This is a genomic window from Pseudonocardia nantongensis, from assembly GCF_046546495.1.
GTDB classification, from domain to species: Bacteria; Actinomycetota; Actinomycetes; order Mycobacteriales; family Pseudonocardiaceae; genus Pseudonocardia; species Pseudonocardia nantongensis.
Genome location: NZ_JBKGXT010000006.1, coordinates 59,132 through 84,881, shown reverse-complemented (window position 1 = coordinate 84,881; position 25,750 = coordinate 59,132). Strand labels below are relative to the sequence as shown.

Sequence of the window (25,750 nt, the reverse complement as noted above, 5' to 3'; positions counted from 1 at the left end):
CGGGACGGCGTCAGTGCCGGCGCCGCCGCAGGCCCGCCGCCAGCAGCGCGGCCATCCCCACCGTCGCGGCCACCCCACCGACGATCACCGGGCCCATGAGGCCGGCATCCGGAGCCGGATCCGCCCGATCGTGTTCGGCGCCGGTGCCGCCGAGGGGTGGCTCCGGCCCGCCCGGAGCCGACTCGCCCGCCCCCATCGCGTCCGGCCGTCCGGCCGAGCCGGCTTCGACGAGCGTCCCGATCCTCCTGTGGGGAGCGCCGAAACCCCAGTCGAACAGCCCGCGGGCCTGGTCGACCATCCGTACCGGCACCGGCTCGCCCCGCACGAGCGCGACGACCAGCCGCCGTCCGTCCCGCTCGAGCGCCCCGACGAACGTGTGCCGGGCCGCGTCGGTGAACCCGTTCTTGCCGCCGAGGAAGCCGGGGGTCCCCAGCAGCCGGTCGTCGTTGCCGAGCTCGAAGCCCGGCCGGTCGCCGAACCCCGGGAACGGGATGCTCGGCGTCACCAGGGCCGCCGCGATCCGCGGCCGCTCCAGCGCCGCGCGCAGGATCAGCGCCAGGTCGTAGGCCGACGACGACATGCCCGGCCCGTCCAGCCCGGACGGTGTCGCGGGCCGGGTGTCCAGCGCTCCGAGGTGGCCGGCGGCGTCCTGCATCGCGGCGAGCGTCGCGGGGACGCCTCCGAGCTCGCGGGCCAGCGCGTGCGCGGCGTCGTTGCCGGAGGCCAGCAGCAGGCCGTGCAGCAGCTGCTCGACGGTGTAGCGCCCGCCCGGCCCGAGCCCGGCCCGGCTGCCGTCGATGTTCGCGTCCTCGGCCGTCGCGACCACGACCTTGTCCGGCGGCAGCAGGTCGGTCACCACCAGCGCCAGCAGCAGCTTGATCGTCGACGCGGGCCGCTGCCGGGAGTGCGGGGCGCGGGCGGCGAGCACCTCGCCGGAGTCCAGGTCGGCGACCACGTAGGACGCCACACCGACCGGGGGCGGCGGGAGCGGGCCCGCGTGCGCGTCCGCGCAGCCCGCGAGGCCGCCGACCGGCGGATCCGGCACCGGCAGCGCGGCCACCGGGACGGTCTCCTCCCGGGCCGGCGGCCCCGGCGGCCCGGACTCCCCGGGGCACCCCGCGGCCGCGGTCGCCGGCGTGCCCCCGCCGGGCAGCAGCGCGGGACACAGCAGGCACGTGATCAGCAGGAGCGGGAGCGCCGCGACCGCCGTCCGGCGGCGCGTGATCGTCACACGAGGAGCATGCCAGGCCGCACCGGACGCCACGCCACAACGCGAGGTGTGGGGGCGGGGTGGGGTCAGGGGGTTTCGGTGATTCGCTTGACCGACTCCAGGCTGCGCTGCAGGCCCTCGCGCATCATGCCTTCGCGGTTGTGGCCGAGGATCCCGCTGCGCTGCAGCAACCGGATCGGCAGCAGCGGCCGCCCGACGGCCTCCCGCCAGGCGACGACGTGCGTGCCGGTGCCGTCCGGCTGCAGGACCCAGCCCCAGGCCGTCCGGCTCTCCGACACCACGAACGTGAACCGCCGGCCGGGTTCGGACTCGGTGACCCGGCAGTGCGTCGACCAGCGGAGACGGCCGTGCCGGTTCGCGCCGACGAACCGCGTCCCGACGGCCGGGCCGGAGGCGTCCCGCCAGCGGCCACCGGTCGCCTCGGGGCTCCACTCGCCGGCCCGGGTGATGTCCGAGACCAGCGCCCACACCTGCTCCGGCGGGGCCTCGACTGTCAGTTCTGCGCGGTCCACTCCGGTCTCCGTCCTCCTCGACGCGGTCGCCCGACAAGATCGGCTTCGGGCTCGCGCACCGTACCGCCCGCCCGCGCACCGACCGCCCGTCGACGGCTCTGTCACGACGATGTTGCGACCCCTGCCACAGTGCACGGTCAGCAGTTACCGTCCCGCGCAGCAACGTGCGCCGCCGTCCGGGTGGTGCGGGGGGACGGGAGGACGTTCGTGCGGATCACGCGGCGCATCGGACGGCGGGGGCGGGTCGCGACAGCGGTCGCGCTCACGGCGGTGGCGGCTCTGGTACTGGCCGGGTGCGCCCGGGATACCGGGGGCGGCGGGGCGCAGGGCGGCGGTGAGTGCACCCGCAACGCACCACCGGCCGTCGAACCGGCGCAGGCCCAGCCGGAACCGGAGGCGCCCAAGGCCGACGCGAGCCGGCTGAAGGTCGGCCTGGCCTACGACATCGGCGGGCGGGGCGACGCGTCGTTCAACGACGCCGCGGCAGCGGGACTGGACCGGGCGGTCGCCGAGCTCGGGCTGCCGAAGGAGAACACCCGCGAGGCCACTGCCCAGCAGGGCGAGAGCGAGGACGCCGGCACCAGCCGGCTGCGCCAGCTCGCCGAGCAGGGCTTCAACCCGGTCATCGCGATCGGCTTCAACTACGCCAACGGCGTCAAGGCCGTCGCCACCGAGTTCCCGGACGTCCAGTTCGCCATCGTCGATGACGACACCGTCGACCTGCCGAACGTCCAGCAGCTGGTGTTCGCCGAGGAGCAGGGCTCCTTCCTGGTCGGCGCGGCGGCGGCGCTGAAGACCCGGACCTGCCGGGTCGGATTCGTCGGCGGCGTGGACAGCCCGCTGATCCAGAAGTTCGAGACCGGCTACGAGCAGGGCGTCAAGGCCGTCGCGCCGGACGCGACCGTGGACGCGTCCTACATCTCGCCGGCCGGTGACTTCTCCGGCTTCAACGACGCCACCCGCGGCACCGAGATCGCGTCCGGCCAGTTCGACGGCAACGCCGACGTGGTGTTCGCCGCGGCCGGCCAGTCCAACCAGGGCGTGTTCACCGCGGCCCAGGAGTCGGGCAAGAAGGCGATCGGGGTCGACTCCGACCAGTACAACTCGCCGCAGCTGACCGATGTCCGTGACGTGATCATGACGTCGATGATCAAGCGGGTGGACGTGGCGGTGTACGACTACATCAACGCGGTCGCCGGCGGCACCCGCGACCAGCTGCCGGAGCGCTTCGACCTGCGCAACGACGGCGTCGCCTACTCCACCTCCGGCGGCCAGGTCGACGACATCACCGGGCAGCTCGACGCCTACAAGGCCGCGATCATGGCTGGGCAGATCCAGGTCTCGTCGACCAAGTGAGCGAGCACGTCGTCGAGCTGCGCGGGATCACCAAGCGGTTCCCCGGCGTCGTCGCGAACGACGGCGTGGACCTCGCCGTGCGCGGCGGTGAGGTGCACGCCCTCTGCGGCGAGAACGGGGCCGGCAAGTCGACCCTGATGAAGATCCTCTACGGGATGCAGACCCCGGACTCGGGCACCGTCGCGGTCGGCGGGACCGAGACGCACTTCCGCTCGCCTGCGGACGCGATCGCCGCCGGGATCGGCATGGTGCACCAGCACTTCATGCTCGCCGACAACCTCACGGTCGCCGAGAACGTGCTGCTCGGGGCCGAGAAGCGGCACGGGATCGGGAAGGCCGCCCGGGAGCGGATCGCCGGGCTGGCACGCACGGTCGGGCTGTCTGCGGGTACCGGGGCCGGCTCCACCGGCATCGCGCTGGACGGGCTGGTCGAGCACCTCGGCGTCGCCGACCGGCAGCGGATCGAGATCCTCAAGGTGCTCTACCGGGGCGCCCGGACGGTGATCCTTGACGAGCCGACCGCGGTGCTCGTGCCGCAGGAGGTCGACGAGCTGTTCGCGACCGTGCGGGCGATGCAGGGCGAGGGCTACACGTTCCTGTTCATCTCGCACAAGCTCGACGAGGTCCGCGCGATCGCCGACCGGATCACCGTGATCCGGCGCGGCCGCACCGTCGGCACCGTGGACCCGGGGGAGGTCGGCACCGCCGAACTGGCCGAGATGATGGTCGGCTCCGAACTGCCCTCACCCGGGAGCCGCGAGTCCACGGTGACCGACCGCGAGGTGTTGCGGGTCTCCGGGCTCGGCCTGCCCGACCCGGCGGGCGGGCGGGACCTGCTCGACGACGTCGACGTCGTCGTGCACGCGGGCGAGGTCCTGGGCATCGCCGGGGTCGAGGGCAACGGCCAGACCGAACTCGTCGAGACGATCATGGGGATGCGTCGCGGCGCCCGCGGCACGGTGCACCTGGGCGGCACCGACATCACCGCGCTCCCGACGATGGCCCGCCGCGAGCACGGCGTCGGCTACGTCCCCGAGGACCGGTCCCGGCACGCGCTGCTCGGCGAGCAGCCGTTGTGGGCCAACCGGGTGCTCGGGTTCCAGAGCCGGCCCCCGATCGGGCGCCGCGGCCTGATCGACCGGGCCGCCGCCCGCCGCGACACCGAGCGGATCGTCACCGACTTCGACGTCCGCACCCCGGGCATCGACGTCACCGCGGCCGCGCTGTCCGGCGGCAACCAGCAGAAGCTCGTCGTCGGGCGCGAGCTGTCCGGCGACCCGGTGCTGCTGATCGCCGCGCACCCGACCCGCGGCGTCGACGTCGGCGCCCAGGCCGGGATCTGGGCCGAGCTGCGCGCGGCCCGGGCGGCCGGCCTGGCGGTGCTGCTGGTCAGCGCGGACCTGGACGAGCTGATCGGGCTGTCCGACACCCTCGCGGTGATCTCCGGCGGCCGGCTGGTCGGGACCGCCGACCCGGCCACCGTGACCCCCGAGGAGCTGGGCACGAAGATGACCGGGGCGGTCACGTGACGGCGCTGCTCGACCGGTTCCGGGGCGCCGTCGTGGCGCCGCTGCTCGCGATCGCCGTCGCCGCGCTGCTCTGCGCGGTCGCGTTGCTGGTCAGCGGCGCGTCACCGTGGACGGCGCTGACCACGATCCTGTCCCAGCTCGGGTCGGGCTCCGTCGCCGTCGACACCGTGAACTCGGCGGCGGTGTACTACGTCGCGGCGCTCGCGGTCGCGATCGGCTTCCAGATGAAGCTGTTCAACATCGGCGTCGAGGGCCAGTTCCGGGTCGCGGCCTGCGTGGCCGCGATCGTCGGCGGGACGGTCGTGCTGCCGCCGGTGCTGCACACCCTGCTGATCCTGGTCGTGGCCGTGCTCACCGGCGCGGCGTGGGTGGCGATCCCGGCGCTGCTGAAGGCCTACCGCGGCGTCTCCGAGGTCATCTCGACGATCATGCTGAACGCGATCGCCACCGGGCTGATCGCGTTCCTGATCAGCCCGGAGACCTTCGGCGAGCTGCGCGGCAACAACATCACCACCCCGCCGATCCCGGAGTCCGGCGCCTTCCCCGGCATCCCGGTCGGCGCGGGCGAGATCTTCGGCATGGTCGTCGTCGCGGCGCTGCTCGGACTCGGCTACTGGTTCCTGCTGGGCCGGACCCGGTTCGGCTTCGAGCTGCGCGCTTCCGGCGAGTCGACGACGGCGGCCGCGGCCGGCGGGGTGAACGCGCGCCGGACGATCCTGGTCGCGCTGCTGCTGTCCGGGGCGGTCGCCGGGCTGGTCGGGTTGCCCGAGCTGCTCGGCCGCGACCTCGCGTACACGCTCACCTCCCCGCAGGGCTACGGGTTCACCGGCATCGCCATCGCGCTGCTGGGCCGCAACCACCCGGTGGGCATCGCGCTCGGCGCGCTGCTGTGGGCGTTCCTGGACAAGGCCGCGGTGGCACTCGACGTCGTCGGGATCCCGCGGGAGATCGTGCTGATCATGCAGGGGCTGATCGTGCTGTCGGTGGTGGTCGCCTACGAGGTGGTCCGGCGGGTGGAGCGTCGCGCCGAGCAACGGCGGGTGGCGGCCGCGGCCCCGGAACCGGCGGGTGTCGCCTCGTGACCGCGGTGACCGAACGTCTCGGGACGCTGCCCGGCTGGGCCCGCTCGGCGCTGATCGCGGCCGGCCTGGTGCTGATCCTGTCGATCACCGTGACGCTCACCGGGCAGACCCAGCTCGCGTCGTCGGGGACCTCGGAGGCGGCCGTCCGGCTCGGGCTGCCGATCCTGTTCGCCGCGCTCGGCGGGCTCTGGTCCGAACGCGCGGGCATCATCAACATCGGCCTCGAGGGCATGATGGTGCTCGGCACCTGGGGTGCGGCGTGGGCCGGCTACCAGTACGGGCCGTGGGCGGCGATGCTCGGCGGGCTGGTGTTCGGCGCGCTCGGCGGGCTGCTGCACGCCGTCGCGACGGTCACCTTCAACGTGAACCACATCGTCTCCGGCGTGGCGATCACGCTGCTCGGCACCGGGCTGACCAAGTACCTGGCGACGCTGGTGTTCACCCCGGTGTCGCAGAACCCCCGCCAGTCGCCGCGCCTCGACGGCTTCACCGAGTTCCAGGTCCCGGGCGTCGCTGACGGTCTGGCGGCGCTGGAGGACCAGCAGCGGGTGTTCGTCTCCGACCTCGCGGGACTGCTGTCCGGGCTGGTCAGCGGGCTGACTCCGATCGTCGTGCTCGGGTTCGCCCTGGTGCCGATCAGCTACTGGATCCTCTGGCGGACGCCGTTCGGGCTGCGGCTGCGCTCGGCGGGCGAGGCCCCGGTCGCGGCCGAGACGCTGGGCGTGAACGTGATCGTCCAGAAGTACGTCGCGGTCGTCGTCTCCGGTGGGCTGGCCGGGCTCGGCGGCGCGGCGCTGGTCCTCAACCCGGCCCAGCTCAGCTACCTGGAGAGCCAGGTCGGCGGCCGCGGCTACATCGGACTCGCCGCGATGATCTTCGGCAACTGGCGGCCGGGCGGGCTGCTGATGGGCTCGGCGCTGTTCGGCTACGTCGACGGCCTGCAGCTGCGGGCCGGCGGCGAGGCGGTGCACGCCCTGCTCTACGGCGCGACGCTGGTCGCCGTCGTCGTCGCGGTGCTGTGGGCGATCCGCCGGATGTGGGCCGCGGCCGCGATCGCGCTGGTCGCCGGGCTGCTGGTCTACGCGCTCTACTGGACGGTCGACACGGTGCCCTCCGAGCTCGCCTCCTACGCCCCGCAGCTGGTCACCCTGATCGTGCTGGCGGCGGCGTCCCAGCGACTACGGCCACCGGCCCGGCTCGGCGTCGAGTACCGGCGCGGGGAGGGCCGCTAGATGGCCGGCGGCGGACCGTCCGGCGCCGGGCGGGAGATGATGCGGCCGGACGCGCCGGTCCCGGACTGGGACGCGCTGCGCTCGGCCGCGGTGACGGCCGCGGCCTGGGCGTACGCGCCCTACTCGGGCCTGCGGGTCGGGGCCGCGGCGCTGGTCGACGATGGCCGGGTGGTCACCGGCTGCAACGTGGAGAACGCCTCCTACGGGCTCGGCTCCTGCGCCGAGGTGACCCTGGCCGGGCAGCTGCGGCTGTCCGGGGGTGGGCGGCTGCTCGCGGTCGCCTGCCGCTCCGCCGACGGCGTCCTGCTCATGCCGTGCGGGCGCTGCCGTCAGGTGCTCCACGAGTTCGGCGGCGGCGGGCTGCTGTGCGACACCCCGCGCGGGCCGCGCCCGTTCACCGAGGTGCTCCCCGACGCGTTCGGCCCGTCCGATCTCCCGGGAGGTGCCCGGTGAGCCGCGGAGCGGGCCGGGCCGACGCCGAGCCCGCGCGGCCGTCGTTCGGCGCAGTGGAGATCATCACGGCGAAGCGGGACCGCCACGAGCTGAGCCGCGACCAGATCGACTGGGTGGTGGGCGCCCACGCCCGCGGCGAGGTCGCCGACGAGCAGATGGCGGCGCTGGCGATGGCGATCCTGCTCAACGGGATGGACGCGGCCGAGACCGCGCACTGGACCCAGGCCATGATCGACTCCGGGGACACGCTGGACTTCGGCGACGTCGGGCGCCCGCTGGTCGACAAGCACTCCACCGGCGGCGTCGGGGACAAGATCACGCTGCCGCTGGCGCCGCTGGTCGCCGCCTGCGGGGCCGCCGTCCCGCAGCTGTCCGGGCGCGGGCTGGGACACACCGGGGGCACCCTGGACAAGCTGGAGGCGATCCCCGGCTGGCGGGCGTCGCTGTCCACCGAGGAGATCCGGGCCCAGCTCGCCGACGTCGGCGCGGTCGTCTGCGCGACGACGCCGACGCTCGCCCCCGCCGACAAGCGGCTCTACGCGCTGCGCGACGTCACCGGTACCGTCGAGTCGGTCCCGCTGATCGCCAGCTCGATCATGAGCAAGAAGCTGGCCGAGGGCACCGGCGGGCTGGTCCTCGACGTCAAGGTCGGCTCCGGCGCGTTCATGAAGACCCTCGACCGGGCCGGGGAGCTGGCCGACGCGATGACCGCGATCGGTGCCGCGCACGGCCTCCCGACCACCGCGCTGCTCACCGACATGTCCCGGCCGCTGGGCCGCTGCGTCGGCAACGGGCTCGAGGTCGGCGAGTCGGTCGAGGTGCTGCACGGCGGCGGCCCGGCCGACGTCGTCGCGCTCACGGTGGCGCTGGCCTCGGAGATGCTCGCGCTGGCCGGCCTGCCGGACGCCGACCCGGCCGCGACGCTCGCGTCCGGGGCCGCGTACGAGGTCTGGGAACGGATGATCGCCGCGCAGGGCGGGGACCCGGCCGCGCCGCTGCCGGTCGCCCGGCACGTCGAGACGGTGACCGCCGACCGCTCCGGGGTGTTCTCCGGGGCGGACGCGCTCGCCGTCGGGACGGCGGCGTGGCGACTCGGCGCCGGGCGGGCCCGCAAGGAGGACCCGGTGCAGGCCGCGGCGGGGGTGCGGCTGCTGGCCGAGCCGGGCGCCGAGGTACGCGCCGGGACGCCGCTGCTGGAGCTGCACACCGACACCCCGGAACGCCTGCCCGAGGCCCACCGAGCCCTGGCCGGCCACGCCCTGCTGGTCACCGCCGACCCGCCGGCGGCCCGCGACCTCGTGCTCGACGTGCGCCGGGCGGGCTGAGCGCCCGGCCGGCGCACGTCGAGCCACCGGCGAGCGCACCCGTTCCGCGCGGTGTCGACCGGCGCGCCCAGCGGCCGGAGCCGGCGGCATCCGGTGGAGCTGTCCAGCCGGACGACCTCGCCGAGCACGGGCAGGCGACTCCGGGGGAGCGATGCGGATCCGGCACGATGGTGCGCGATGCGTGAGGACCGACGGGCGGAGCGGGCGCCCATACCCCGACCGGTGATGCCGCGCCGGGCTCGTCCGGCCCCCGCGGAGACGCCCGGGGAGGTGACCCGCCCGGTCGGGCGACCGATCCCGCCCGCCGACGGGCCGGCGACGGACCCGATCGATCCCGCTGCCGGCCCGGTGTCCCCGCGTGCGGTCCCGCAGCCGGCCGGGCCGGGGGTCCCCCCGGACGGTGGTCCGACGGTGCCGCCCGGCGCGCTGGGCGCCACCGGTCCGGTCGTCCCTGGCGGCGGCGACCCGTCGGACGCCGGCGCTGCGGCGAACGGTGCAGGCACCCCGGCAGGGGACACCCCGCCGCGCAGCGGCGCGCCGACGCCTCCCGACGCGCTGGACGCCACCGGCCCGGTCGTCCCCGGTACCGAGGACCCGGCCGCCCCCGCCGGAGCGCCGGACGCCGCGGCGACTCCGGCGGACGGGGCCGGGAAGGCGAACGGGACCGAGAACACGGGCTCGCTCGTCCGGTCGTCCGGCATGATCGCGATCGCCAGCCTGGTCAGCCGGATCACCGGCTTCGTCCGGAACCTGGCGCTGGTCGCGGTGCTCGGCCTGGCCGTGGTCAACGACTCCTACACCGTCTCCAACACGCTGCCCAACATCGTCTACGAGCTGCTGCTCGGTGGCGTGCTGACCAGCGTGATGATCCCGGTCCTGGTGCGTGCCCAGGCCGAGGACACCGACGACGGGGAGCGGTTCACCCGGCGGTTGCTGACCGTCGTCGGGGCGGGGCTGTTGCTCGCGACGCTCGCGGCGATGGCGGCGGCGCCGTTGCTGACCCGGCTCTACCTGGGCTCCGGCGAATCCGGCCAGGCCAACCCCGAACTCGCGACGGCGTTCGCCTGGCTGCTGCTGCCGCAGATCTTCTTCTACGGGATGGGCGCCCTGCTCGGCGCGATCCTCAACTCGAAACAGGTGTTCGGGCCGTTCGCCTGGGCGCCGGTGCTGAACAACCTGGTGTTGCTCGGCGTGCTCGTGGTCTACGTGTCGATGCCCGGCGAGATCTCCACCGACCCGGTACGGATGGGTGACCCGAAGCTGCTGGTCCTGGGCCTCGGGACGACGCTGGGCATCGTCGTGCAGGCGGTCGTGCTGATCCCGTCGATGCGCCGGATCGGGTTCCGCTACAAGCCGGTGTGGGGCTGGGACCCGCGGCTGTCGCTGGCCGGCGGGATGGCGTTGTGGATCGTCGGCTACGTCCTCGTGGGCCAGGCCGGCTACATCGTCACCACCCGGGTCGCCGCGGCCGCGGACGGCGGCTCGGTCTCCACCTACACCAACGCCTGGCTGCTGCTGCAGGTCCCCTACGGCGTCCTCGGCGTCTCCCTGCTGACCGCGCTGATGCCGCGGATGAGCCGGGCCGCCGCGGACGGGGACACCGGCCAGGTCGTCACCGACCTCTCGCTCGGCGCCCGGCTCACCACGGTCGGGCTGATCCCGATCGCCGCGATCATGACGGCGTTCGGCGGGGCACTGGGCACCGCCCTGTTCTCGGTCGGTGCGGCCAGCGGTGAAGGGGCCGCGCGGCTCGGCGAGACCGTCGCCTGGTCGGCGTTCGGGCTGCTGCCCTACGCGGTGACGATGCTGCAGATGCGGGTCTTCTACGCGATGACCGACTCCCGGACGCCGACGCTGATCCAGGTCGGCATGGTCGGCGTGAAGATCCCGCTGCTGCTGGCCTGCCCGCTGCTGCTGCCGCCCGACCGGGTGGTGCTCGGCCTGGCCACGGCGAACGGCCTGTCGTTCGTCGGCGGTGCCGTGATCGGGCAGTGGCTGTTGCGCCGCAGGCTCGGCCGGGTGCGCACCGTGGAGGTGCTGGGCACCCTGGGCCGGGTCACGTTGGCGTCAGCGGTCGGGGCGGCCGTGGCGTGGGGGATCGCGCAGGGCGTCGAGCCGGCGCTGGCCGACTGGCCGGTCGTCGCGCGGGCCTGGACGCTGCTGGTCGGCGGCACGCTGGTCGCGCTGCCGCTGGCCGTCGTCGGGATGCGGCTGCTGAAGGTGCGCGAGCTGGACGCGGTGTTCCGGCGGCTGGCCCGGCGCTGAGCGGGCGCCGCCGGCCGGTCGGCATGTCACGATCCGGTCCATGACGGACCCGCTGGGCGCCCTGACCCTGGACGAGCTGCGCCGCCGGACGAGCATGAAGTGGCGGACCTACGACGACGACGTCCTCCCGCTCTGGGTGGCCGAGGCCGACGTGCCGCTCGCACCGGCCGTCGTCGAGGCGGTGACCGCGGCGGTGCGGACCGGCGACACCGGCTACCCGCACGGGCCCGGCTACGCCGGCGCGCTCGCCCGGTTCACCGCGGACCGGTGGGACTGGGACGGCCTCGACCCGGCCCGCACCCGGCTGGTCCCGGACGTCATGCAGGGGATCGTGGAGGTGCTGCGGGCGGTCGCCGCACCCGGGGGCGCGGTCGCCGTCACCCCGCCGGTGTACCCGCCGTTCTACACCTTCCTCGCGCACGCCGGGTTCACCGTCGTCGAGGCCCCGCTGACGCTCGCAGGCCGGCTGGACCCGGACGCGCTGGATGCGGCGTTCGCACGCTGCTCGGCGTTCCTGCTCTGCTCACCGCACAACCCGACCGGCACCGTGCACACCGCCGGCGAGCTGGCCGCCGTCGCGGACCTCGCGGAGCGGCACGGCGTCACCGTGGTCGCCGACGAGATCCACGCCCCGCTGGTCGACCCGGACACCCCGTTCACGCCGTGGCTCAAGGTGCCCGGGGCCGGGACCGGCTTCGCGCTGCACTCGGCGTCGAAGGGATGGAACCTGGCCGGGCTGAAGGCGGCCATCGCGGTGGCGGGCCCGGACGCGACGCCGGCGCTGGACCGGATCCCGGCCGAGATGCTCGCGGTCGGGGCGAGCCACGTCGCGGTGCAGGCGCACGTCGCGGCGCTGCACGACGGCCGGGACTGGCTGGACGGCTTCGTCGCCGGGATCGCCCGCAACCAGGCCCTGCTCACCGAGCTGCTCGCCGAGCACCTGCCCGCCGTCGCCTACCGGCCGGCCCCCGCGACGTTCCTGGCCTGGCTGGACTGCCGCGCGCTCGCCCTGGGCGACGACCCGGCGGTCGCGTTCCTGGAGCGGGGCCGGGTGGCGCTGAACGCCGGCCCGCCGTTCGGCACCGGCGGCGCCGGGCACGTCCGGCTGAACCTGGGCACGAGCCCGGGGATCGTCACCGAGGCCGTCCACCGGATGGCCGCAGCCCTCCGCTGAACCCGGCACCCGAGTCCCGAGTCCCGGGCCCCGAGGGGCACCCTCAGGACCCGGGTGCCCACGAGGGTGCCCCTCGGGACACCGAGCAGCGGCGACGCTCGGTGCCGGGCGAGGCTCAGCGCGAGCGGGTCACTCGTCGGGGTCCTCGGCGACCAGGTCGGCGGCCGAGGCGCCGTTCTGGCTCTTCACGGCGACCTTCTGCCGGGTGCGGCGCTGGGCCGGCCGCGGCGGGGGCGGCGGCGTCTGCTGCGCGTACTGCCCGCCCCGGCCCATGATCAGCTCCGCGAACGTGGCCATCGCCTCGTCCAGCTGGCTGGCGTTGCGCCGCTCGGAATCGGCGTTGGCCTTCCCGACCAGGTCGGTGACGGCGCTGGTGTCCGGACGGTCGCGGAGTGCGGTGTCGAGCTCGGTCAGCCGGCCCTCGACGGTCCCGGACAGCGTCTCCAGCCGGTTGTCGACGTCCCCGGTGAGCTGAGTCAGCCGGTCCTGCACCGACCCGTCCAGCTCGCCGACCTTGCCGTCGAGCTCGCCGAGGCGGGAGGTCACCGTGCCGTCCAGCTCGCCGAGGCGGTCCTTGAGGGAGCCGCCGAGCTTGCCGAGCCGCTCCTTCACGGCGCCGTCCAGGTCGCCGAAGCGCCCTTCCAGGCCGGTCTCGACGGTGTCCATCCGGGTGCCGACCTCCTCCAGCCGGGCCGCCAGCGCCTCGATCCGCTCGGTGAGCGCGTCGAACCCGGGGGCCGGGTCGACGGCCGGGCGCTGGGCCAGCTCCTCCAGCCGTCGGTGCAGGCCGACCGAGGTGTCGCCGAGCAGGTTGCGCAGGCCCTCGCCGGTCTCCTCGAACGACTGGGTGGCCGCGTCCAGCTGCTCCTTGACATTCCGCTCGACGCCCTCGACCCGCTCCTTGATCGGGGAGGCGACCGCGTTCGGCATGGCGTCCAGGCGCATCTCGTGCCGGTCGAGCCGGTTGTCGAGGTCGTCCAGGCGCTTGTGCAGGCCGCCGAGGCGGTCGTCCAGGCCGTCCATCCGGCCGGAGACACCTTCCATCCGGCCGGCCATGGCGTCGAGCCTGCCGTCGAGCTGGGCGATCGGCTTCGCCAGCCGGTCCGGCAGGGACTCGATGGCGCGGGTGATCGCGCCGAGCATGACCTCCTGGTTGTCCAGCTTGGTCACGGTCTCGTCGACGCGCTCGGCCAGCACGTTCAGCTCGGTCCGATCGGGGAGATCGGTGAGCTTCTTGCGGACGGTGCCGATGGCGTCCAGTGCGGCCAGCCGCGCGTGGATCTCGTCGAGGGAGTCGAAGATCTGCTGCTGTTCGCTGTCGCGGATCTCGGCCGCCCGATTGAGCATGCCGCGCATCCGGTCGAACGAGAGGTTCGAAGTGTCGCTCATGGCTGCTGCGCTTCCTCTGAGCCGAGTGGGGAGTGCCCAGAGGGTAGCGACCGCCGTTCGAGGGTCGACGGACGGTGCGCGATTGGGCCGTCCGGGGTATATAGGACGACCTGATCGGTGCGGATCATGGCAGGTCGGAAGCACCGATGTCGTGCGGCGCGCCGGTCCGGGAGCCGGAGCACCCGTGCGTGGGTACCGTGCGCGCGTGGCCGACCCCACCGCCGAGACCCCCGCCCCGATCAACTCCGACTCCGTGCGCCGGGCGCCCAAGGTGCTGCTGCACGATCACCTCGACGGCGGCCTGCGGGTCGGCACGGTGATCGAGCTGGCCCGCGAGTGCGGCTACGACAAGCTGCCGACCACCGATCCCGGCGAGCTCGCCGCCTGGTTCCTCGGGGCCGCGCACTCCGGCTCGCTGGAGCGCTACCTGGAGACGTTCGGGCACACCGTCGCGGTGTTGCAGACCCGCGACGCGCTGACCAGGGCCGCGGCCGAGGCCGCCGAGGACCTGGCCGCCGACGGCGTCGTCTACGCCGAGGTCCGGTTCGCGCCCGAGCTGCACGTGGAGGGCGGCCTGGACGTCGACGCCGTCATCGGCGCGGTGCTGAACGGTTTCCGGATCGGTACCGAGAAGGCCGCCGCGCGCGGGCAGCGGATCCGGATCGGTGCGCTGCTCACCGCGATGCGGCACGCCGCACGGTCCCGGGAGATCGCCGAACTGGCCGTCCGGCACCGCGACGTCGGCGTGGTCGGCTTCGACATCGCCGGTGCGGAGAAGGGCTTCCCGCCCACCCGGCACCTGGACGCCTTCGAGTACGTCCGCCAGCAGAACGCGCACGTCACGATCCACGCCGGCGAGGCGTTCGGGTTGCCGTCGATCTGGGAGGCCATCCAGTGGTGCGGCGCGGACCGGCTCGGGCACGGCGTCCGGATCGTCGACGACATCACCGTCGAGGGCGACGGCGGCACCCCGCGGCTGGGCCGGCTGGCCGCCTGGATCCGGGACAGCCGGGTGCCGCTGGAGATGTGCCCGACGTCGAACCTGCACACCGGCGCCGCCCCGTCGCTGGCCGAGCACCCGATCGGCCTGCTCACCCGGCTGCGGTTCAGGGTCACGGTCAACACCGACAACCGGCTGATGTCGGACTGCTCGCTGACCAGCGAGCTGACCGACCTCGCGGAGACCTTCGGCTACGGCTGGGACACGCTGCAGTGGTTCACGGTGAACGCGATGAAGTCGGCGTTCATCGGGTTCGACGAGCGCCTCGCCCTGATCGAGGACGTGATCAAGCCCGGCTACGCGGCGCTGCGCGGGACCTGAGCCGACCCGGCGTCAGGAGGAGTGCTCGCGCAGCCGGGCCTCCAGCCCGGCCACCAGCTCGCCCCACGCGGCGGCCTCCTGCGTGAACGGCGGGCTGGGCGCCATCCGGGTCGGGTCCGGCCGGACCACGAACGACACCAGCCAGCCCAGGCTGTTCGACTCGGCCAGCGCGTCGGCGGGCTCGGGATCGCCCGCCCACTCGCCGACGTCGAGCAGCAGCTCGGTCGCCAGGTCCAGCTGCACCGGGTCCAGGTCCAGCACCCCGTCGGCGAGGTCGGCACCGATCCCGCTGAGCACGTAGGTGTTCATGTCCTCGACGCCTCCGTCCAGGTCGCCGACCTGCGCGGCCTCCAGTACGTCGGTGAAGGTGCCCGCGACGGCCAAGTCGTTCTTCGTCACCGCGGTGTGCGCCGGGTCGGCCAGGGCGCGGAACAACGCCTGCTCGGAACGGAACACGTCGATCCGCCCGTCGGAGCCGAGGAACACCGGCTTGTCGTCGAGGTAGCACCGCAGGGTCACCACCGAGCGGTCCCCGCTGGTGATCCGGATCGGGTCGATGCCCACCTCGCCCCAGAAGCCGGTGGGGCCCTCCTCCGCTTCGTCCGCGGCGGTCTCCCCGCCGGCGCCGAGCGCGGCGTCCTCCAGGGCGGTGTCGTCGTCGGCGTCGGGGTCCTCGGGCACGGTCTCGGCCCGCGCGGCGAGCTCCTCGGCCTCCGTGCGGGCCTTCGCCAGCGCCCCGGCGTCCACGTCCGGGGTGATGACCAGCCCGTCGACGGTGTCGACGACCGCGTCCCACTTGTCCGCGACCGTCGCGGACAGCGCCCGCCAGCGCTTCGCGCCGTCCCGCCCGGCGAAGGCCGCCGGGCCCTCGCGGAGCCGGCCGAACCCGGGCTCGCCGTCCAGGACGGCGATGACGTCACCGAGATCGCAGACGTCGGCCAGCGAGCGGACGATCGACACCGCCTCGTGCAACTCGGCCACCGTGTCGGTGTCCGGGTCCGCGGCCGCGAGCTCGGGGAGCCCGACCAGGTCGTAACGGTGCTCGCCGTCCGGGCTCAGTTCGGCGACGGACAGCCCGGGCACCTCGGACCACGCCGGGTGGTCGGTCAGGTCGTGCCCGGAGGCCGTCCGTACGAACGCGGCCAGGGCGGCCACCTCGTCGAAGACGAAGACGTGGTCGTCGTCGCCGAGGAAGGCCTCCCATTCCTCGCCGTCCTCCCGCCACGGGGGAGCCCACAGGGTGACCACGTCGCCCCGGGTGAGGGCGAGCCGGATCGGGACGATGTCGCTTGCCACGGGGGGAGCCTAACGCCGCGCGGGCCGCGTGGTCGGGTCGACCACGCGGGTGCGCGCGTCCCGGCCCGGGGTCGGGGGAACCCGCGGGCGGTCAGGGCGGATGTTCCGCTCCGCAGCCTGCATTCACGCCTGGCTGTGCAGGCGGACCACCCCGATGGACACGTCCTCGAGCCCGCCGCGGTCGAAGTCCCGCCGCAGCTGGTCCGCCTTCATGGTCGCGGTCATCCCGTCGAACGGGCCGTGCGCGTCCACCTCGCCGGTCTGTGGGTCCACCGCCAGAACGACGTAACCGTCGCACTGCGTGAGCTTCTCGGCAGCAGCGATCAACGTCTGCTCCTCGGAAGTCGTGTTCTCCGGCATCGGATCACCTCCTCGTCACCCAGTACAGCGTCGACGGAGGCCTCGGTGTGACAGGGTTTCGGCCATACCACCCGTTCGGGTCAGGTAAATCGCGAAATCGGCGACCCCGCGTGCTGATCGTGGCGGCGCGGGCCGGTGGTCACGCGATGAGAGGAGTCCGGGGCGGCCGGACCGGTACTGATCGTCACCGGGTGACGCCGGCCGGATCCGCTGTCACGCAAGGTCTGCGGCCGGTCGCCGGGGCTCACCCGGGCGGGCCACGCGGCCCCGCCGGACGGTCGCGGCGTCACCCGTCGGTGAGCGGGCGCTTCTCACTCTTCGTGAACCGTGACACGCATCCGTGTCGACGTCACACGCTGACCTGCGGCGTCGTCCGCGGAGCTGTGTCCCGGCCCGGGCCCGGCCGTAGGCTGTGCCGTCGTGGACACGATCGTCGTCGACCACCCGCTGGTGCGGGCCCGGCTGAGCAGCATGCGGGACGCCCGCAACGACAACGCGACCTTCCGGGCCGCGCTGCGCGAGCTGACCCTGATGCTGATCTACGAGGCCACCCGCTCCGCGCCGCTGACCGAGCAGCCGCTGCACACCCCGGTGGCCCGGACCCTCGGCTACCGGCTGGCCGACCCGCCGGTGCTGGTCCCGGTGCTGCGGGCCGGGCTCGGGATGGCCGAGGCGGCGCTGAACCTGGTGCCGGAGGCGCAGATGGGCTTCGTCGGGATGGCCCGCGACGAGACCACCCACCAGCCGGTCCCGTACATGGAGTCGCTCCCGGAGTCGCTGGTCGGCAGGCCGGTGTTCGTGCTCGATCCGATGCTGGCCACCGGCGGCTCGATGGCGCACACCGTCGAGCTGCTGACCCGGCGCGGCGCCGACGATGTCACCGTGGTCTGCGCGCTGTCCGCGCCGGAGGGCGTGCAGCGGCTGCGCGAGTCCGGGCTGCCGGTGCGGATGGTCACCGCCAGCATCGACGAGCGGCTCAACGACTCCGCGTTCATCGTCCCGGGTCTCGGCGACGCCGGCGACCGCCAGTTCGGCGCGGTCTGAGCGGCCGGACGCCGTGTCCGCCTTCAGCCGGTACCGCAGGCGTCTGCTGACCGGCACCGTGCTCGCCGCACTGGCTGCGGGCGTGTGCGTGCTCCCGGCCGGGGACCGGCCGGACACCACCGAGGTGCCGGTGTCGGCGGCCGGCACGCTGCGGGTGATGCCGCTGGGGGCCTCGTCCACGGTCGGGGTGGGCAGCCCGGGCACCGCCGGGTACCGGCTGCCGCTGTGGCAGCGGCTCACCGCCGACGGCGTCCGGGTGGACTTCGTCGGGTCCCGCTCCGCCGGGCCGGACGAGCTGCCCGACACCGACCACGAGGGCCGTTCCGGCTGGACCGCGGCCCGAATGGCGCCGATGACCGGCAAGTGGGTGCTGGACGCCGACCCGGACGTCGTGCTCCTGCACGCGGGGACGAACGACCTGATCGGTGGGGCGTCCGCCGCGACGACGGTGGCCGCGCTGGACCGGATGCTGGACCAGGTGTTCGCCGCGGCGCCGCGGACGCACGTGATCATGGCCGGGGTCTGGGCCCCGCTGACGAAGCACCGGGCCGAGCGGGCGCGGCTGGCCCGGTTGCTCCCGGGACTCGTGGCCGAGCACCGCGCCGCGGGGAGCTCCGTGGAGTACGTCGACGTCGGACGGCTGTTCCCTGCCTCCCGCACCGCGGACGGGCTGCACGCGACCCGCGCCGCCTACCGGACGATCGCCACGATGTGGGCGGACCGGATCGGGGCCTGGCGCGACCGCGACCGGCCGCCGCGCAGCACCGGCCGCTGAACATCCGGCCGCTCCACACCGGGCGGGACCCGGGCGGGACTCAGCCCTCCGGCATGACCGTCGCGGCCAGCACAGCGCCGAGCTCCCGGCAGGCGGCCCGGGCGTCGGCGTCCGGCGCACCGGTCAGCTCGACCGGGGCCGCGGCGGCCGTCCAGCCCATCCCCTCGGCGATCGTGGTCACCGACCGGACCGCGCCGGAGGTGTCCGAGCCGCCGCGCACCCACAGGCCGTAGGGCAGTCCGCGGGTGTCGTCGGCGCAGACGTAGTAGACCTGGTCGAGGAAGTGTTTCAGGGCGCCGGACATGTAGCCGATGTTCGCTGTCGTGCCGAGCAGCACCGCGTCCGCCGCGAGCAGGTCCGACGCCGTCGCGGCCAGCGCCGCCCGGGCGACGGTCCGGACCCCGCTGATCTCCGGGTCGGCGGCGCCGGCCCGCACCTCGTCGAGGAGCTCCGCGGTCGCCGGGGACGGGGTGTGGTGCACGATCAGCAGCCGGGTCGTGTCCGACGGTTCGCTCGCACGCTCGTTCACGCCCCCAGCATCCCGTCCACCTCGGAGCGCAGCGCGCCGAGCCGTTCGTCGGCCCGCTCCCGGGACGCCGGCACCAGCGCCGGGTCACCGGTGGCCGGCTCGACGACCTCCAGATACGCCTTCAGCTTCGGCTCGGTGCCGGACGGCCGGACCACCACCCGGACGCCGTCGCGGCGCAGCCGCAGCACGTCCGACGCCGGCCGGTCGGCCTCCCAGCCGGCCGGTGGCGCGTCCCGCAGCCGTGCCACGGCGGCGTCCCGCGGGCCCGGCTCCATCCGGATCGAGACGCCGAGGGTGCGGTGCACGCCGAGCTCGGCGGCCAGCTCGTCGAGCCGCTGCGGCACCGATGATCCGGCCGCGGCCAGCCCGCGCACCAGGTCCGCGGCCAGCACCGCCGCCGAGACCCCGTCCTTGTCCCGCACCGCGCCCGGGTCCACGCAGTGCCCGATCGCCTCCTCGTAGCCGAACACCAGCCCGTCCCCGGCGCGCACGATCCACTTGAAGCCGGTGAGCGTCTCCGCGGACCGGGCCCCGCGCGCCGCCGCGAGCCGGGCCAGCATCGACGACGACACGACCGTCGTCGCGACCAGCGGGTCGGCGTGCCCGCCTGCGCGCAGCAGGTGGTCGGCCAGCAGCACCCCGGTCTCGTCGCCGGAGAGCATCCGCCAGGCGCCCGCCCCCTCGCCCGACCCCGGCTCCCGGCCCACCGCCGGCTCCGCGCCCGCTTCCGGGACGCCGATCGCGCACCGGTCGGCGTCCGGGTCGAGGGCGACCGCGAGGTCCGCTCCGGTCGAGCCGGCCAGCTCCAGCAGCGCGTCGGTGACCCCGGGCTCCTCCGGGTTCGGGAACGCGACCGTGCCGAAGTCGGGGTCGGGACGGGCCTGGGCCGCGACGACGCGCACGTCGTGCACCCCGGTCCGGGCGAGCGCCGCGGTCACGAGCGCGCCGCCGACGCCGTGCAGCGGGGTCAGCGCGACCCGGGGCGGCGTGCCGTGCGGGGAGCGCGGCAGGGTCGCGACCCGGTCCAGGTAGGCCTCGGTGACGTCGACGGTCGCGGTCGGCAGCGGTCCGAGCGGGACCGACACCGCGGCCGGCGCGGCGGTGATCGCGGCCTCGATCCCGGCGTCGTCCGGCGGGACGATCTGCGCCCCGTCCGAGGCGGCCCCGGTACCGCCGAGGTAGACCTTGTAGCCGTTGTCGGCGGGCGGGTTGTGCGAGGCGGTCACCTGGATCCCGGCCAGTGCCCCGAGGTGCCGCACGGCGAACGCGACCAGCGGGGTGGGCACCGGCCCGTCCAGCAGCGCGACCCCGAACCCGGCCCCGATCAGCACCCGCGCGGTGGCCTCGGCGAACGCGGCCGACCCGTGCCGCGCGTCCCGCCCGACGACGACCGTGCCCGTGCCCCGCGCTGTGTCGTTGCGCGCTCCGCCTGCGCTCCGCGCTGTGTCGATGGGCGCTCCGCCTGCGCTCCGCGCTGTGTCGTTGCGCGCTCCGCCTGCGCTCCGCGCTGTGTCGATGGGCGCTCCGCCTGCGCTCCGCGCTGCAAGCCACGCGGCGAGCCCGGCGGTCGCCCGCGTCACGACCGCCACGTTCATCCCGGACGGTCCCGCCCGTACCGGCCCGCGCAGCCCCGCGGTGCCGAACCGCAGCGGCCCGGACATCCGGTCGGCCAGCTCGGCGACGGCGTCCCGGGCGGTGTCGGTCCCGGCGCCGGACATCGCGGTGGCCAGCACCCGCTGCAGCTCGGCGCGGGTGGCGGGGTCGGGGTCGTCGGCGATCCAGCGCAGCGCGGCGTCGCGGAGCTCGGGGGCGAGGGCCATCGGCGGGCCCGTCAGATCCGGGTGACCAGGTCGCGCAGCAGCGCGCCCATCCGGGTCGCGGCGGCCTGCCCGGCGTCGATGACCTCCTGGTGGTCCAGCGGCTGCCCGGACAGCCCCGCCGCCAGGTTGGTGACCAGCGAGATGCCGGCGACCTCCAGCCCGAGGGCGCGGGCGGCGATCGTCTCGACGACGGTGGACATGCCGACCAGGTCGGCGCCCAGCGTGCGCAGCATCCTGATCTCGGCCGGGGTCTCGAAGTGCGGGCCGCCCAGCCCGGCGTAGACGCCCTCGGTCAGCGTCGGGTCGATGGCCCGGGCCGCGGCGCGCAGCCGGGGGGAGTAGGCGTCGGTGAGGTCGAGGAAGTGCGCCCCGGACAGCGGCGACCGGCCCAGCAGGTTCAGGTGGTCGGCGATCAGCACCGGCTGACCGACCGAGAGCCCCTCGGTGATCCCGCCTGCGGCGTTGGTGAGCACCACGGTGCGGACCCCGGCGGCGGCCGCGGTCCGCACGCCGTGCACCACCGGGTCGACGCCGTGCCCCTCGTAGAGATGGGTGCGTCCGAGCAGCACCAGCACCCGGTGCTCGCCGATGGTCACCGAGCGGACGGTGCCGCCGTGCCCGGCCGCGGACGGCGCGACGAAGCCCGGCAGGTCGGTCAGCGCCAGCTCGGTGTCCGGCTCCCCGAGCACGTCGGCGGCCGGGCGCCAGCCCGAACCGAGGACCACGGCGGTGTCGTGGCCGGTGTGACCGGTCCGGCGGGCCAGCTCGTCGGCGGCCTCCTGGGCGAGCCTCGCGGGGTCGGGCACGGCGGCATCGGGCACGGCGGGGTCGGACATGGCGGCCACCCTAGCCGGGGGTGCCGCCCGTCCGGATCATCCGGCGCCGGTCCGGAAACCGTCGGCCAGCGTCGTGAACAGCGACGTCGTGGCGTCCTCGGCGAGCCCGGTCGGGGAACTCAGCTGCAGCGCCCAGACGCCCTCCGGCGACTCCCTGCCCGGGAACAGCCGCATCTGCGTGGTGCGGCTCTGGCCGCCGTCGGTGGTGGTCAGCTCCAGCCGGCCGGAGCCGTCCGGGAGCCGCTCCAGCGGGGTCGCGTCGACGGTCTCGACGCCGAGCGTCTCCGGGGTGAGCGCCTCGGTCACCGCCGGTATCGAGGCTGCCGCCCGGACCGACAGCTCCTGTCGGCCGTCCGGGCTGACGAACCGGACGACGGCCGAGCCGTCCGGCGCAGGCGAGCGGTACCGGGTCCAGCCGTCGGGGTAGGGGACGGTGAACCCGAGCGGGTCCGGGTGAACGTTGCGGGCGGTCCGGTCGGTGGCGACGGTGATCGTGCTCAGCGGCTCCTGACCGGCCACCGTGCGCACCCCGGCGAACCCGGCGAGGGCCCCCAGCAGCACCAGCAGCGCCCCGCCGAGCACCAGCGGGATGCCGACCAGCACCCCGGTCACGCCCCGGTGCACCGACCCGGTTCCGGCCCGGCCGGGACCGGACCGCGCGGCCCGGCCCGGGCCCGACGGCGCGGCGCCGCCGTGGTGCGGCGGGGCGGATGCCGGCCGGGCGGCCGGACGGTGCGGTGCGGGCGGGCTCGGTGCGGGCGGGCTCGGCGCGGGCGGTGCGGCGGCCGCATCGGCGCGCACGGCCCCGGGCAGCGGACCCGGGTCGGCGGCCAGCGGCGCCCCGGCCGGGGCGTGCGTCCCGCTCCCGGCCGCCGGGAGCGCCTGCGAGGACCGGGCGCCGGGCGGTGTGCTGCCGGGTGGTGTGCTCCCGGAAGCGCTGCCGGACGGTGTGCTGCCGGACGGCGTGCTCCCGGGCGCACTCCCGGAAGCGCTGCCGGGCGGTGCGGTCGGCGCGGGCACCCGGGCCATCACGGTCGGGACGTCCGGCGACCCCGGGAAGATCGGGTCGTCCGGGTCCTCGAGCAGCGGGCGCAGCCGGGCGCGGACCTCGTCGAGCGGCATCCGGCCTGCCGCTTCCTTCACCATCAGCCCGGCGACGACGTCGGCCACCGGACCGGGCTCGCTCAGCCGGGGCACCGCGCCGTCGACCACCTCGGTGATCGTCTTCACCGGGTCGCCGTCGACGTCGTAGGGCGGGCGGCCCTCGACGGCGGCGAACAGCGTGGCGCCCAGCCCCCACAGGTCGGCGGCCGGCGTCACCGGCCGGCCGGCGGCCACCTCCGGGGCGATGTAGGCGGGCGAGCCGAGCACCAGCCCGGCCGAGGTCATCGGGGCGTCCGACTCGTTGCGGGCGATGCCGAAGTCGGTGAGCTTGATCCGGCCGTCGTCGGAGATCAGGACGTTGCCGGGTTTGACGTCCCGGTGGGTGATCCCGGCCCGGTGCGCGGCGCGCAGTGCGGCCGCGGTGCCGTACCCGACGACCGCGGCCTGGGCCTTGTCCAGCCGGCCGGCCTCGGTGATCGCGGAGGCCAGGTTCTTCGACGGCACCAGCTCCATGACGACCAGCGGCTCGCCGTCGACGTCGAGGACGTCGAACACGGTCACCACGTTGGGGTGCGAGAGGCCGGCCAGCGCCCGGGCCTCGCGCATGATCCGTTCGCGGAGCTCCAGCTCCTCGCCGTCCGGGATGCCCTCCGGGAACTTGAGTTCCTTGAGGGCGACCCGGCGCTGGAGGACGTCGTCGAAGCCGGACCACACGGTGCCCATCGCGCCGCTGCCGAGCGGGCCGTCGACGCGGTACCGCCCGGCGATCTGGCGGCGCTGGACCTCGCCCTCGGGAACGGACACGCCTGCGATTGTCCCACCGCCCCCGAGCGCCCCCGCCCGGACGTCACTCGTCACGGCGGGTTCGCGGCGGTCACGGTGTGTCACGGTCTGGACGGGGAGAGCGGCGGGTCACCGGCGCCGGGCGGTGCGTGGCCGGGGGCGGGCGCGGCCCGGTCACGGCCCGGTGACGGGCCGGACGCGGTCCGCACTCGAACCACCGGTGAACGGCGACGACGCCCGCTCGTCGCGGGTCCGTCCGCCCGTTCATCAGGAGTGATGACCCCGCCCGCAGCATCCGGTCGACCCCTCGCCGCGTGGACACGTGAACGGACGATTTCGACTGGAACACCGCCGGACGGGTGAGCACCATGACAGGTGCCGGGCGACCGGCGTCACCGTGCCGATCGGCACGAAACGGGCGCGGAACCGCCCCGGTACCGGAGTGAACGAGGAGGACAAGGTGACTGCGCTGCAGACCCGCACCGAGCTTCCCGAGATCACCGATCTCCCGGTCGACGACCTCGGCGCCGGCACGGGTCCGGCCTGGCTGGAGTCGTGGATGCGGGCACACAAGGGCGAGATCGTCGGCTGGCGCCGGGCGATCCACGCCCAGCCCGAGCTGGCTCGTCGTGAGCACCTGACGAGCGCGCGGATCTCCGAGACCCTGCTGCGGGCCGGCCTCGAGCCGCGCACCCTGCCCGGCGGCACCGGTGTGGTCTGCGAGATCGGCCACGGCGAGCCGCTGGTCGCGCTGCGCGCCGACATGGATGCGCTGCCGCTGCAGGAGCAGACCGGGCTGGAGTTCGCCTCGGCCTCGCCGGGCGTCATGCACGCCTGCGGGCACGACGGGCACACCGCGATGCTGCTCGGCGCCGCGCTGGCGCTGAACTCGGCGCCGTCGTTGCCGGGCCGGGTGCGGCTGGTGTTCCAGCCGGCCGAGGAGGTGCAGCCCGGTGGCGCGCTGGACGCGGTCGACGCGGGCGTCACCGAGGGCGTCCGGCGGATCTTCGCGCTGCACTGCGACCCGCGTCTGGAGGTCGGGAAGCTCGGCACCCGGGTCGGGCCGATCACCTCGGCCTGCGATCTGATCGAGGTGCGGCTGACGTCGCAGGGCGGGCACACCGCCCGCCCGCACCTGACCGCCGACCTCGTCCAGGCCCTCGGCCTGCTGGCCACCCAGGTGCCACTGCTGCTGACCCGGCACGTCGACCCGCGCTCGGGCACCGTCCTGACGTGGGGGGCGGTGCAGGCCGGCGAGGCCGCGAACGCGATCCCGCAGTCCGGGCTGTTGCGCGGCACCCTGCGCACCGCCGACCACGCGACCTGGACCGAGCTGGAGGAGAAGCTGCGCGCGCTGGTCGCGTCGGTGCTGGCTCCGACCGGTGTCGGCTACGTGCTGGACCACGTGCGCGGCGTCCCGCCGGTGGTCAACGACGCCGACTCCACCGGCATGCTGCGCGATGCCGCGACCACCGTCGGCGGGGACGCGGCCGACGCCGGCACCGAGCAGTCCTCCGGCGGGGAGGACTTCGCCTGGTACCTGGAGCACACGCACGGTGCGATGGCCCGGCTGGGCGTCTGGCCCGGCAGCGGCCCGCAGCGCGACATCCACCAGCCGACGTTCGACCTGGACGAGCGGGCGCTGCCGTTCGGCACCCGGGTGCTGGTGCATGCGGCCCTGTCCGCGCTCGAGCAGGCGGCCTGACCGCGCGCCCTGGGCGGGCTGCCCGGCAGGAACTGCGGGTCGCCCGCCGCGGGGACTCAGCCGCCGGGTGAGGACTTGCGGCTCGGCCGGCTGCGCAGGTCGTTGACGTAGTCCGCGGGTGCGCCGGCGGACTCGGCCGCGTCGGCGAGCACACCGAGGTAGCGGGCTGACGGCTCGCCGCCCTCGTAGGCGTCGAGCACGTAGATCCAGGCCAGGACGCTGCCGTCCAGGGTGGCGACCCGCAGCCGCAGCTTCTTGTGCAGCCCGAGCTCGCCGCCCTCCCAGCGGTCCAGCTGGGCCTCGTCGTGCTCGGGGACGTCGTAGAGCACGACGAACACCTGCGAGCCCGGCTCCTCCACCACGGTGGAGAGCGCGCCCTCCCAGGTGTAGTCCTCGCCGCCGAACGTCAGCCGCCAGCCCTGGAGCCACCCGGTCCCGGCCATCGGCGAGTGCGGGGCGCGCTCCGTCATCTGCGCGGGGTCCATGTTCGACCCGTAGGCGGCGTACAGCGGCACGCGGCCAGGATAATGGCTGGGTCCCGAGCCCTTCGACCCGCCCGGCCCGCCGAACCGGACACGCGTACGGTTACCGGTGTCGACGCCGGGGGCCGAGGGCGCCGCCCCGGCCCC

General features: G+C 75.1%; 22 protein-coding genes. 12 read left to right on the top strand and 10 right to left on the bottom strand.

Annotation, left to right across the window (positions count from 1 at the left end):
* Positions 1-10 precede the first annotated feature (10 nt).
* Positions 11-1,231, bottom strand: a complete 1,221-nt coding sequence (locus tag ACLFMI_RS08380) for a D-alanyl-D-alanine carboxypeptidase family protein (RefSeq protein ID WP_410947183.1) — start codon at positions 1,229-1,231, stop codon at positions 11-13.
* Positions 1,232-1,296: 65 nt separating this feature from the next.
* Entirely contained in the window at positions 1,297-1,743 is a 447-nt protein-coding gene (locus ACLFMI_RS08375) for an SRPBCC family protein (RefSeq protein WP_410947182.1), read from the bottom strand.
* 270 nt (positions 1,744-2,013) lie between these two features.
* Here ACLFMI_RS08375 and ACLFMI_RS08370 point away from each other — a divergent pair, with 270 nt between their 5' ends.
* The 8 genes from ACLFMI_RS08370 (at position 2,014) to ACLFMI_RS08335 (ending at position 12,159) form a co-directional block, all read left to right on the top strand.
* Complete coding sequence (locus ACLFMI_RS08370) at positions 2,014-3,099, top strand: BMP family lipoprotein (RefSeq protein WP_410947181.1); 1,086 nt, start codon at positions 2,014-2,016, stop codon at positions 3,097-3,099.
* Entirely contained in the window at positions 3,096-4,628 is a 1,533-nt protein-coding gene (locus ACLFMI_RS08365) for an ABC transporter ATP-binding protein (RefSeq protein WP_410947180.1), read from the top strand. Before ACLFMI_RS08370 ends, ACLFMI_RS08365 begins: the two co-directional genes overlap by 4 nt.
* Entirely contained in the window at positions 4,625-5,710 is a 1,086-nt protein-coding gene (locus ACLFMI_RS08360; RefSeq protein WP_410947179.1) for an ABC transporter permease, read from the top strand. The genes ACLFMI_RS08365 and ACLFMI_RS08360 overlap by 4 nt, the downstream gene beginning before the upstream one ends.
* A 5-nt stretch (positions 5,711-5,715) precedes the next feature.
* On the top strand, positions 5,716-6,942 hold the full coding sequence (locus tag ACLFMI_RS08355; protein ID WP_410947178.1) for an ABC transporter permease: 1,227 nt from the start codon (positions 5,716-5,718) through the stop codon (positions 6,940-6,942).
* Positions 6,943-6,981: 39 nt separating this feature from the next.
* Positions 6,982-7,395 (top strand): cytidine deaminase, encoded by a 414-nt coding sequence (locus ACLFMI_RS08350; protein ID WP_410947326.1) that lies wholly within the window; start codon positions 6,982-6,984, stop codon positions 7,393-7,395.
* Positions 7,392-8,720 carry a thymidine phosphorylase gene (locus ACLFMI_RS08345; RefSeq protein WP_410947177.1) on the top strand — a complete coding sequence of 443 codons (1,329 nt, stop codon included), beginning with the start codon at positions 7,392-7,394 and terminating at the stop codon, positions 8,718-8,720. Before ACLFMI_RS08350 ends, ACLFMI_RS08345 begins: the two co-directional genes overlap by 4 nt.
* A gap of 411 nt (positions 8,721-9,131) precedes the next feature.
* Positions 9,132-10,985, top strand: a complete 1,854-nt coding sequence (murJ, locus tag ACLFMI_RS08340) for a murein biosynthesis integral membrane protein MurJ (protein ID WP_410947176.1) — start codon at positions 9,132-9,134, stop codon at positions 10,983-10,985.
* Between the two features lie 40 nt (positions 10,986-11,025).
* Positions 11,026-12,159: a MalY/PatB family protein gene (locus ACLFMI_RS08335; RefSeq protein WP_410947175.1), complete on the top strand. Its 1,134-nt coding sequence runs from the start codon at positions 11,026-11,028 to the stop codon at positions 12,157-12,159.
* A 129-nt stretch (positions 12,160-12,288) separates the two neighbouring features.
* Here ACLFMI_RS08335 and ACLFMI_RS08330 read toward each other — a convergent pair whose 3' ends face one another.
* Entirely contained in the window at positions 12,289-13,548 is a 1,260-nt protein-coding gene (locus tag ACLFMI_RS08330) for a coiled-coil domain-containing protein (protein ID WP_410947174.1), read from the bottom strand.
* Positions 13,549-13,753: 205 nt separating this feature from the next.
* Here ACLFMI_RS08330 and ACLFMI_RS08325 point away from each other — a divergent pair, with 205 nt between their 5' ends.
* The gene (locus ACLFMI_RS08325) at positions 13,754-14,869 is read left to right on the top strand and encodes an adenosine deaminase (protein WP_410947173.1); all 1,116 of its coding nucleotides are present in this window, start codon (positions 13,754-13,756) and stop codon (positions 14,867-14,869) included.
* 12 nt (positions 14,870-14,881) lie between these two features.
* Here the strand turns inward: ACLFMI_RS08325 and ACLFMI_RS08320 are convergent, their stop codons facing one another.
* Both ACLFMI_RS08320 and ACLFMI_RS08315 read right to left on the bottom strand, forming a co-directional pair.
* Complete coding sequence (locus ACLFMI_RS08320) at positions 14,882-16,165, bottom strand: primosomal protein (protein WP_410947172.1); 1,284 nt, start codon at positions 16,163-16,165, stop codon at positions 14,882-14,884.
* A 123-nt stretch (positions 16,166-16,288) separates the two neighbouring features.
* Positions 16,289-16,525 carry a hypothetical protein gene (locus ACLFMI_RS08315; RefSeq protein WP_410947171.1) on the bottom strand — a complete coding sequence of 79 codons (237 nt, stop codon included), beginning with the start codon at positions 16,523-16,525 and terminating at the stop codon, positions 16,289-16,291.
* A gap of 420 nt (positions 16,526-16,945) precedes the next feature.
* Here ACLFMI_RS08315 and upp point away from each other — a divergent pair, with 420 nt between their 5' ends.
* On the top strand, positions 16,946-17,569 hold the full coding sequence (upp, locus tag ACLFMI_RS08310) for a uracil phosphoribosyltransferase (RefSeq protein WP_410947170.1): 624 nt from the start codon (positions 16,946-16,948) through the stop codon (positions 17,567-17,569).
* Between the two features lie 13 nt (positions 17,570-17,582).
* Entirely contained in the window at positions 17,583-18,344 is a 762-nt protein-coding gene (locus ACLFMI_RS08305; protein ID WP_410947169.1) for an SGNH/GDSL hydrolase family protein, read from the top strand.
* A gap of 40 nt (positions 18,345-18,384) precedes the next feature.
* Here ACLFMI_RS08305 and ACLFMI_RS08300 read toward each other — a convergent pair whose 3' ends face one another.
* The 4 genes from ACLFMI_RS08300 to ACLFMI_RS08285 are packed head-to-tail and all read right to left on the bottom strand — an operon-like array spanning position 18,385 to position 23,437.
* Positions 18,385-18,873, bottom strand: a complete 489-nt coding sequence (locus ACLFMI_RS08300) for a flavodoxin family protein (RefSeq protein WP_410947168.1) — start codon at positions 18,871-18,873, stop codon at positions 18,385-18,387.
* On the bottom strand, positions 18,870-20,693 hold the full coding sequence (locus ACLFMI_RS08295) for a phospho-sugar mutase (protein WP_410947167.1): 1,824 nt from the start codon (positions 20,691-20,693) through the stop codon (positions 18,870-18,872). Before ACLFMI_RS08295 ends, ACLFMI_RS08300 begins: the two co-directional genes overlap by 4 nt.
* Positions 20,694-20,704: 11 nt before the next feature.
* A complete protein-coding gene (locus tag ACLFMI_RS08290; RefSeq protein WP_410947166.1) occupies positions 20,705-21,529 on the bottom strand; it encodes a purine-nucleoside phosphorylase in 825 nt (274 codons plus the stop codon).
* A 36-nt stretch (positions 21,530-21,565) separates the two neighbouring features.
* A complete protein-coding gene (locus ACLFMI_RS08285) occupies positions 21,566-23,437 on the bottom strand; it encodes a serine/threonine-protein kinase (RefSeq protein ID WP_410947165.1) in 1,872 nt (623 codons plus the stop codon).
* A gap of 439 nt (positions 23,438-23,876) precedes the next feature.
* On the opposite strand from ACLFMI_RS08285, the gene ACLFMI_RS08280 reads away from it, so the two are divergent.
* Positions 23,877-25,121 (top strand): amidohydrolase, encoded by a 1,245-nt coding sequence (locus ACLFMI_RS08280; RefSeq protein WP_410947164.1) that lies wholly within the window; start codon positions 23,877-23,879, stop codon positions 25,119-25,121.
* Between the two features lie 56 nt (positions 25,122-25,177).
* On the opposite strand, the gene ACLFMI_RS08275 is transcribed toward ACLFMI_RS08280, so the two are convergent.
* The gene (locus ACLFMI_RS08275; protein WP_410947163.1) at positions 25,178-25,636 is read right to left on the bottom strand and encodes a gamma-glutamylcyclotransferase; all 459 of its coding nucleotides are present in this window, start codon (positions 25,634-25,636) and stop codon (positions 25,178-25,180) included.
* Positions 25,637-25,750 lie beyond the last annotated feature (114 nt).

Coding starts and splice junctions, on each gene's coding strand:
- ACLFMI_RS08295 (WP_410947167.1), bottom strand. CDS start 20,693: ATGGCCCTCGCCCCCGAGCTCCGCGACGCCGCGCTGCGCTGGATCGCC.
- ACLFMI_RS08290 (WP_410947166.1), bottom strand. CDS start 21,529: ATGTCCGACCCCGCCGTGCCCGATGCCGCCGTGCCCGACCCCGCGAGG.
- ACLFMI_RS08330 (WP_410947174.1), bottom strand. CDS start 13,548: ATGAGCGACACTTCGAACCTCTCGTTCGACCGGATGCGCGGCATGCTC.
- ACLFMI_RS08315 (WP_410947171.1), bottom strand. CDS start 16,525: ATGCCGGAGAACACGACTTCCGAGGAGCAGACGTTGATCGCTGCTGCC.
- ACLFMI_RS08350 (WP_410947326.1), top strand. CDS start 6,982: ATGCGGCCGGACGCGCCGGTCCCGGACTGGGACGCGCTGCGCTCGGCC.
- ACLFMI_RS08335 (WP_410947175.1), top strand. CDS start 11,026: ATGACGGACCCGCTGGGCGCCCTGACCCTGGACGAGCTGCGCCGCCGG.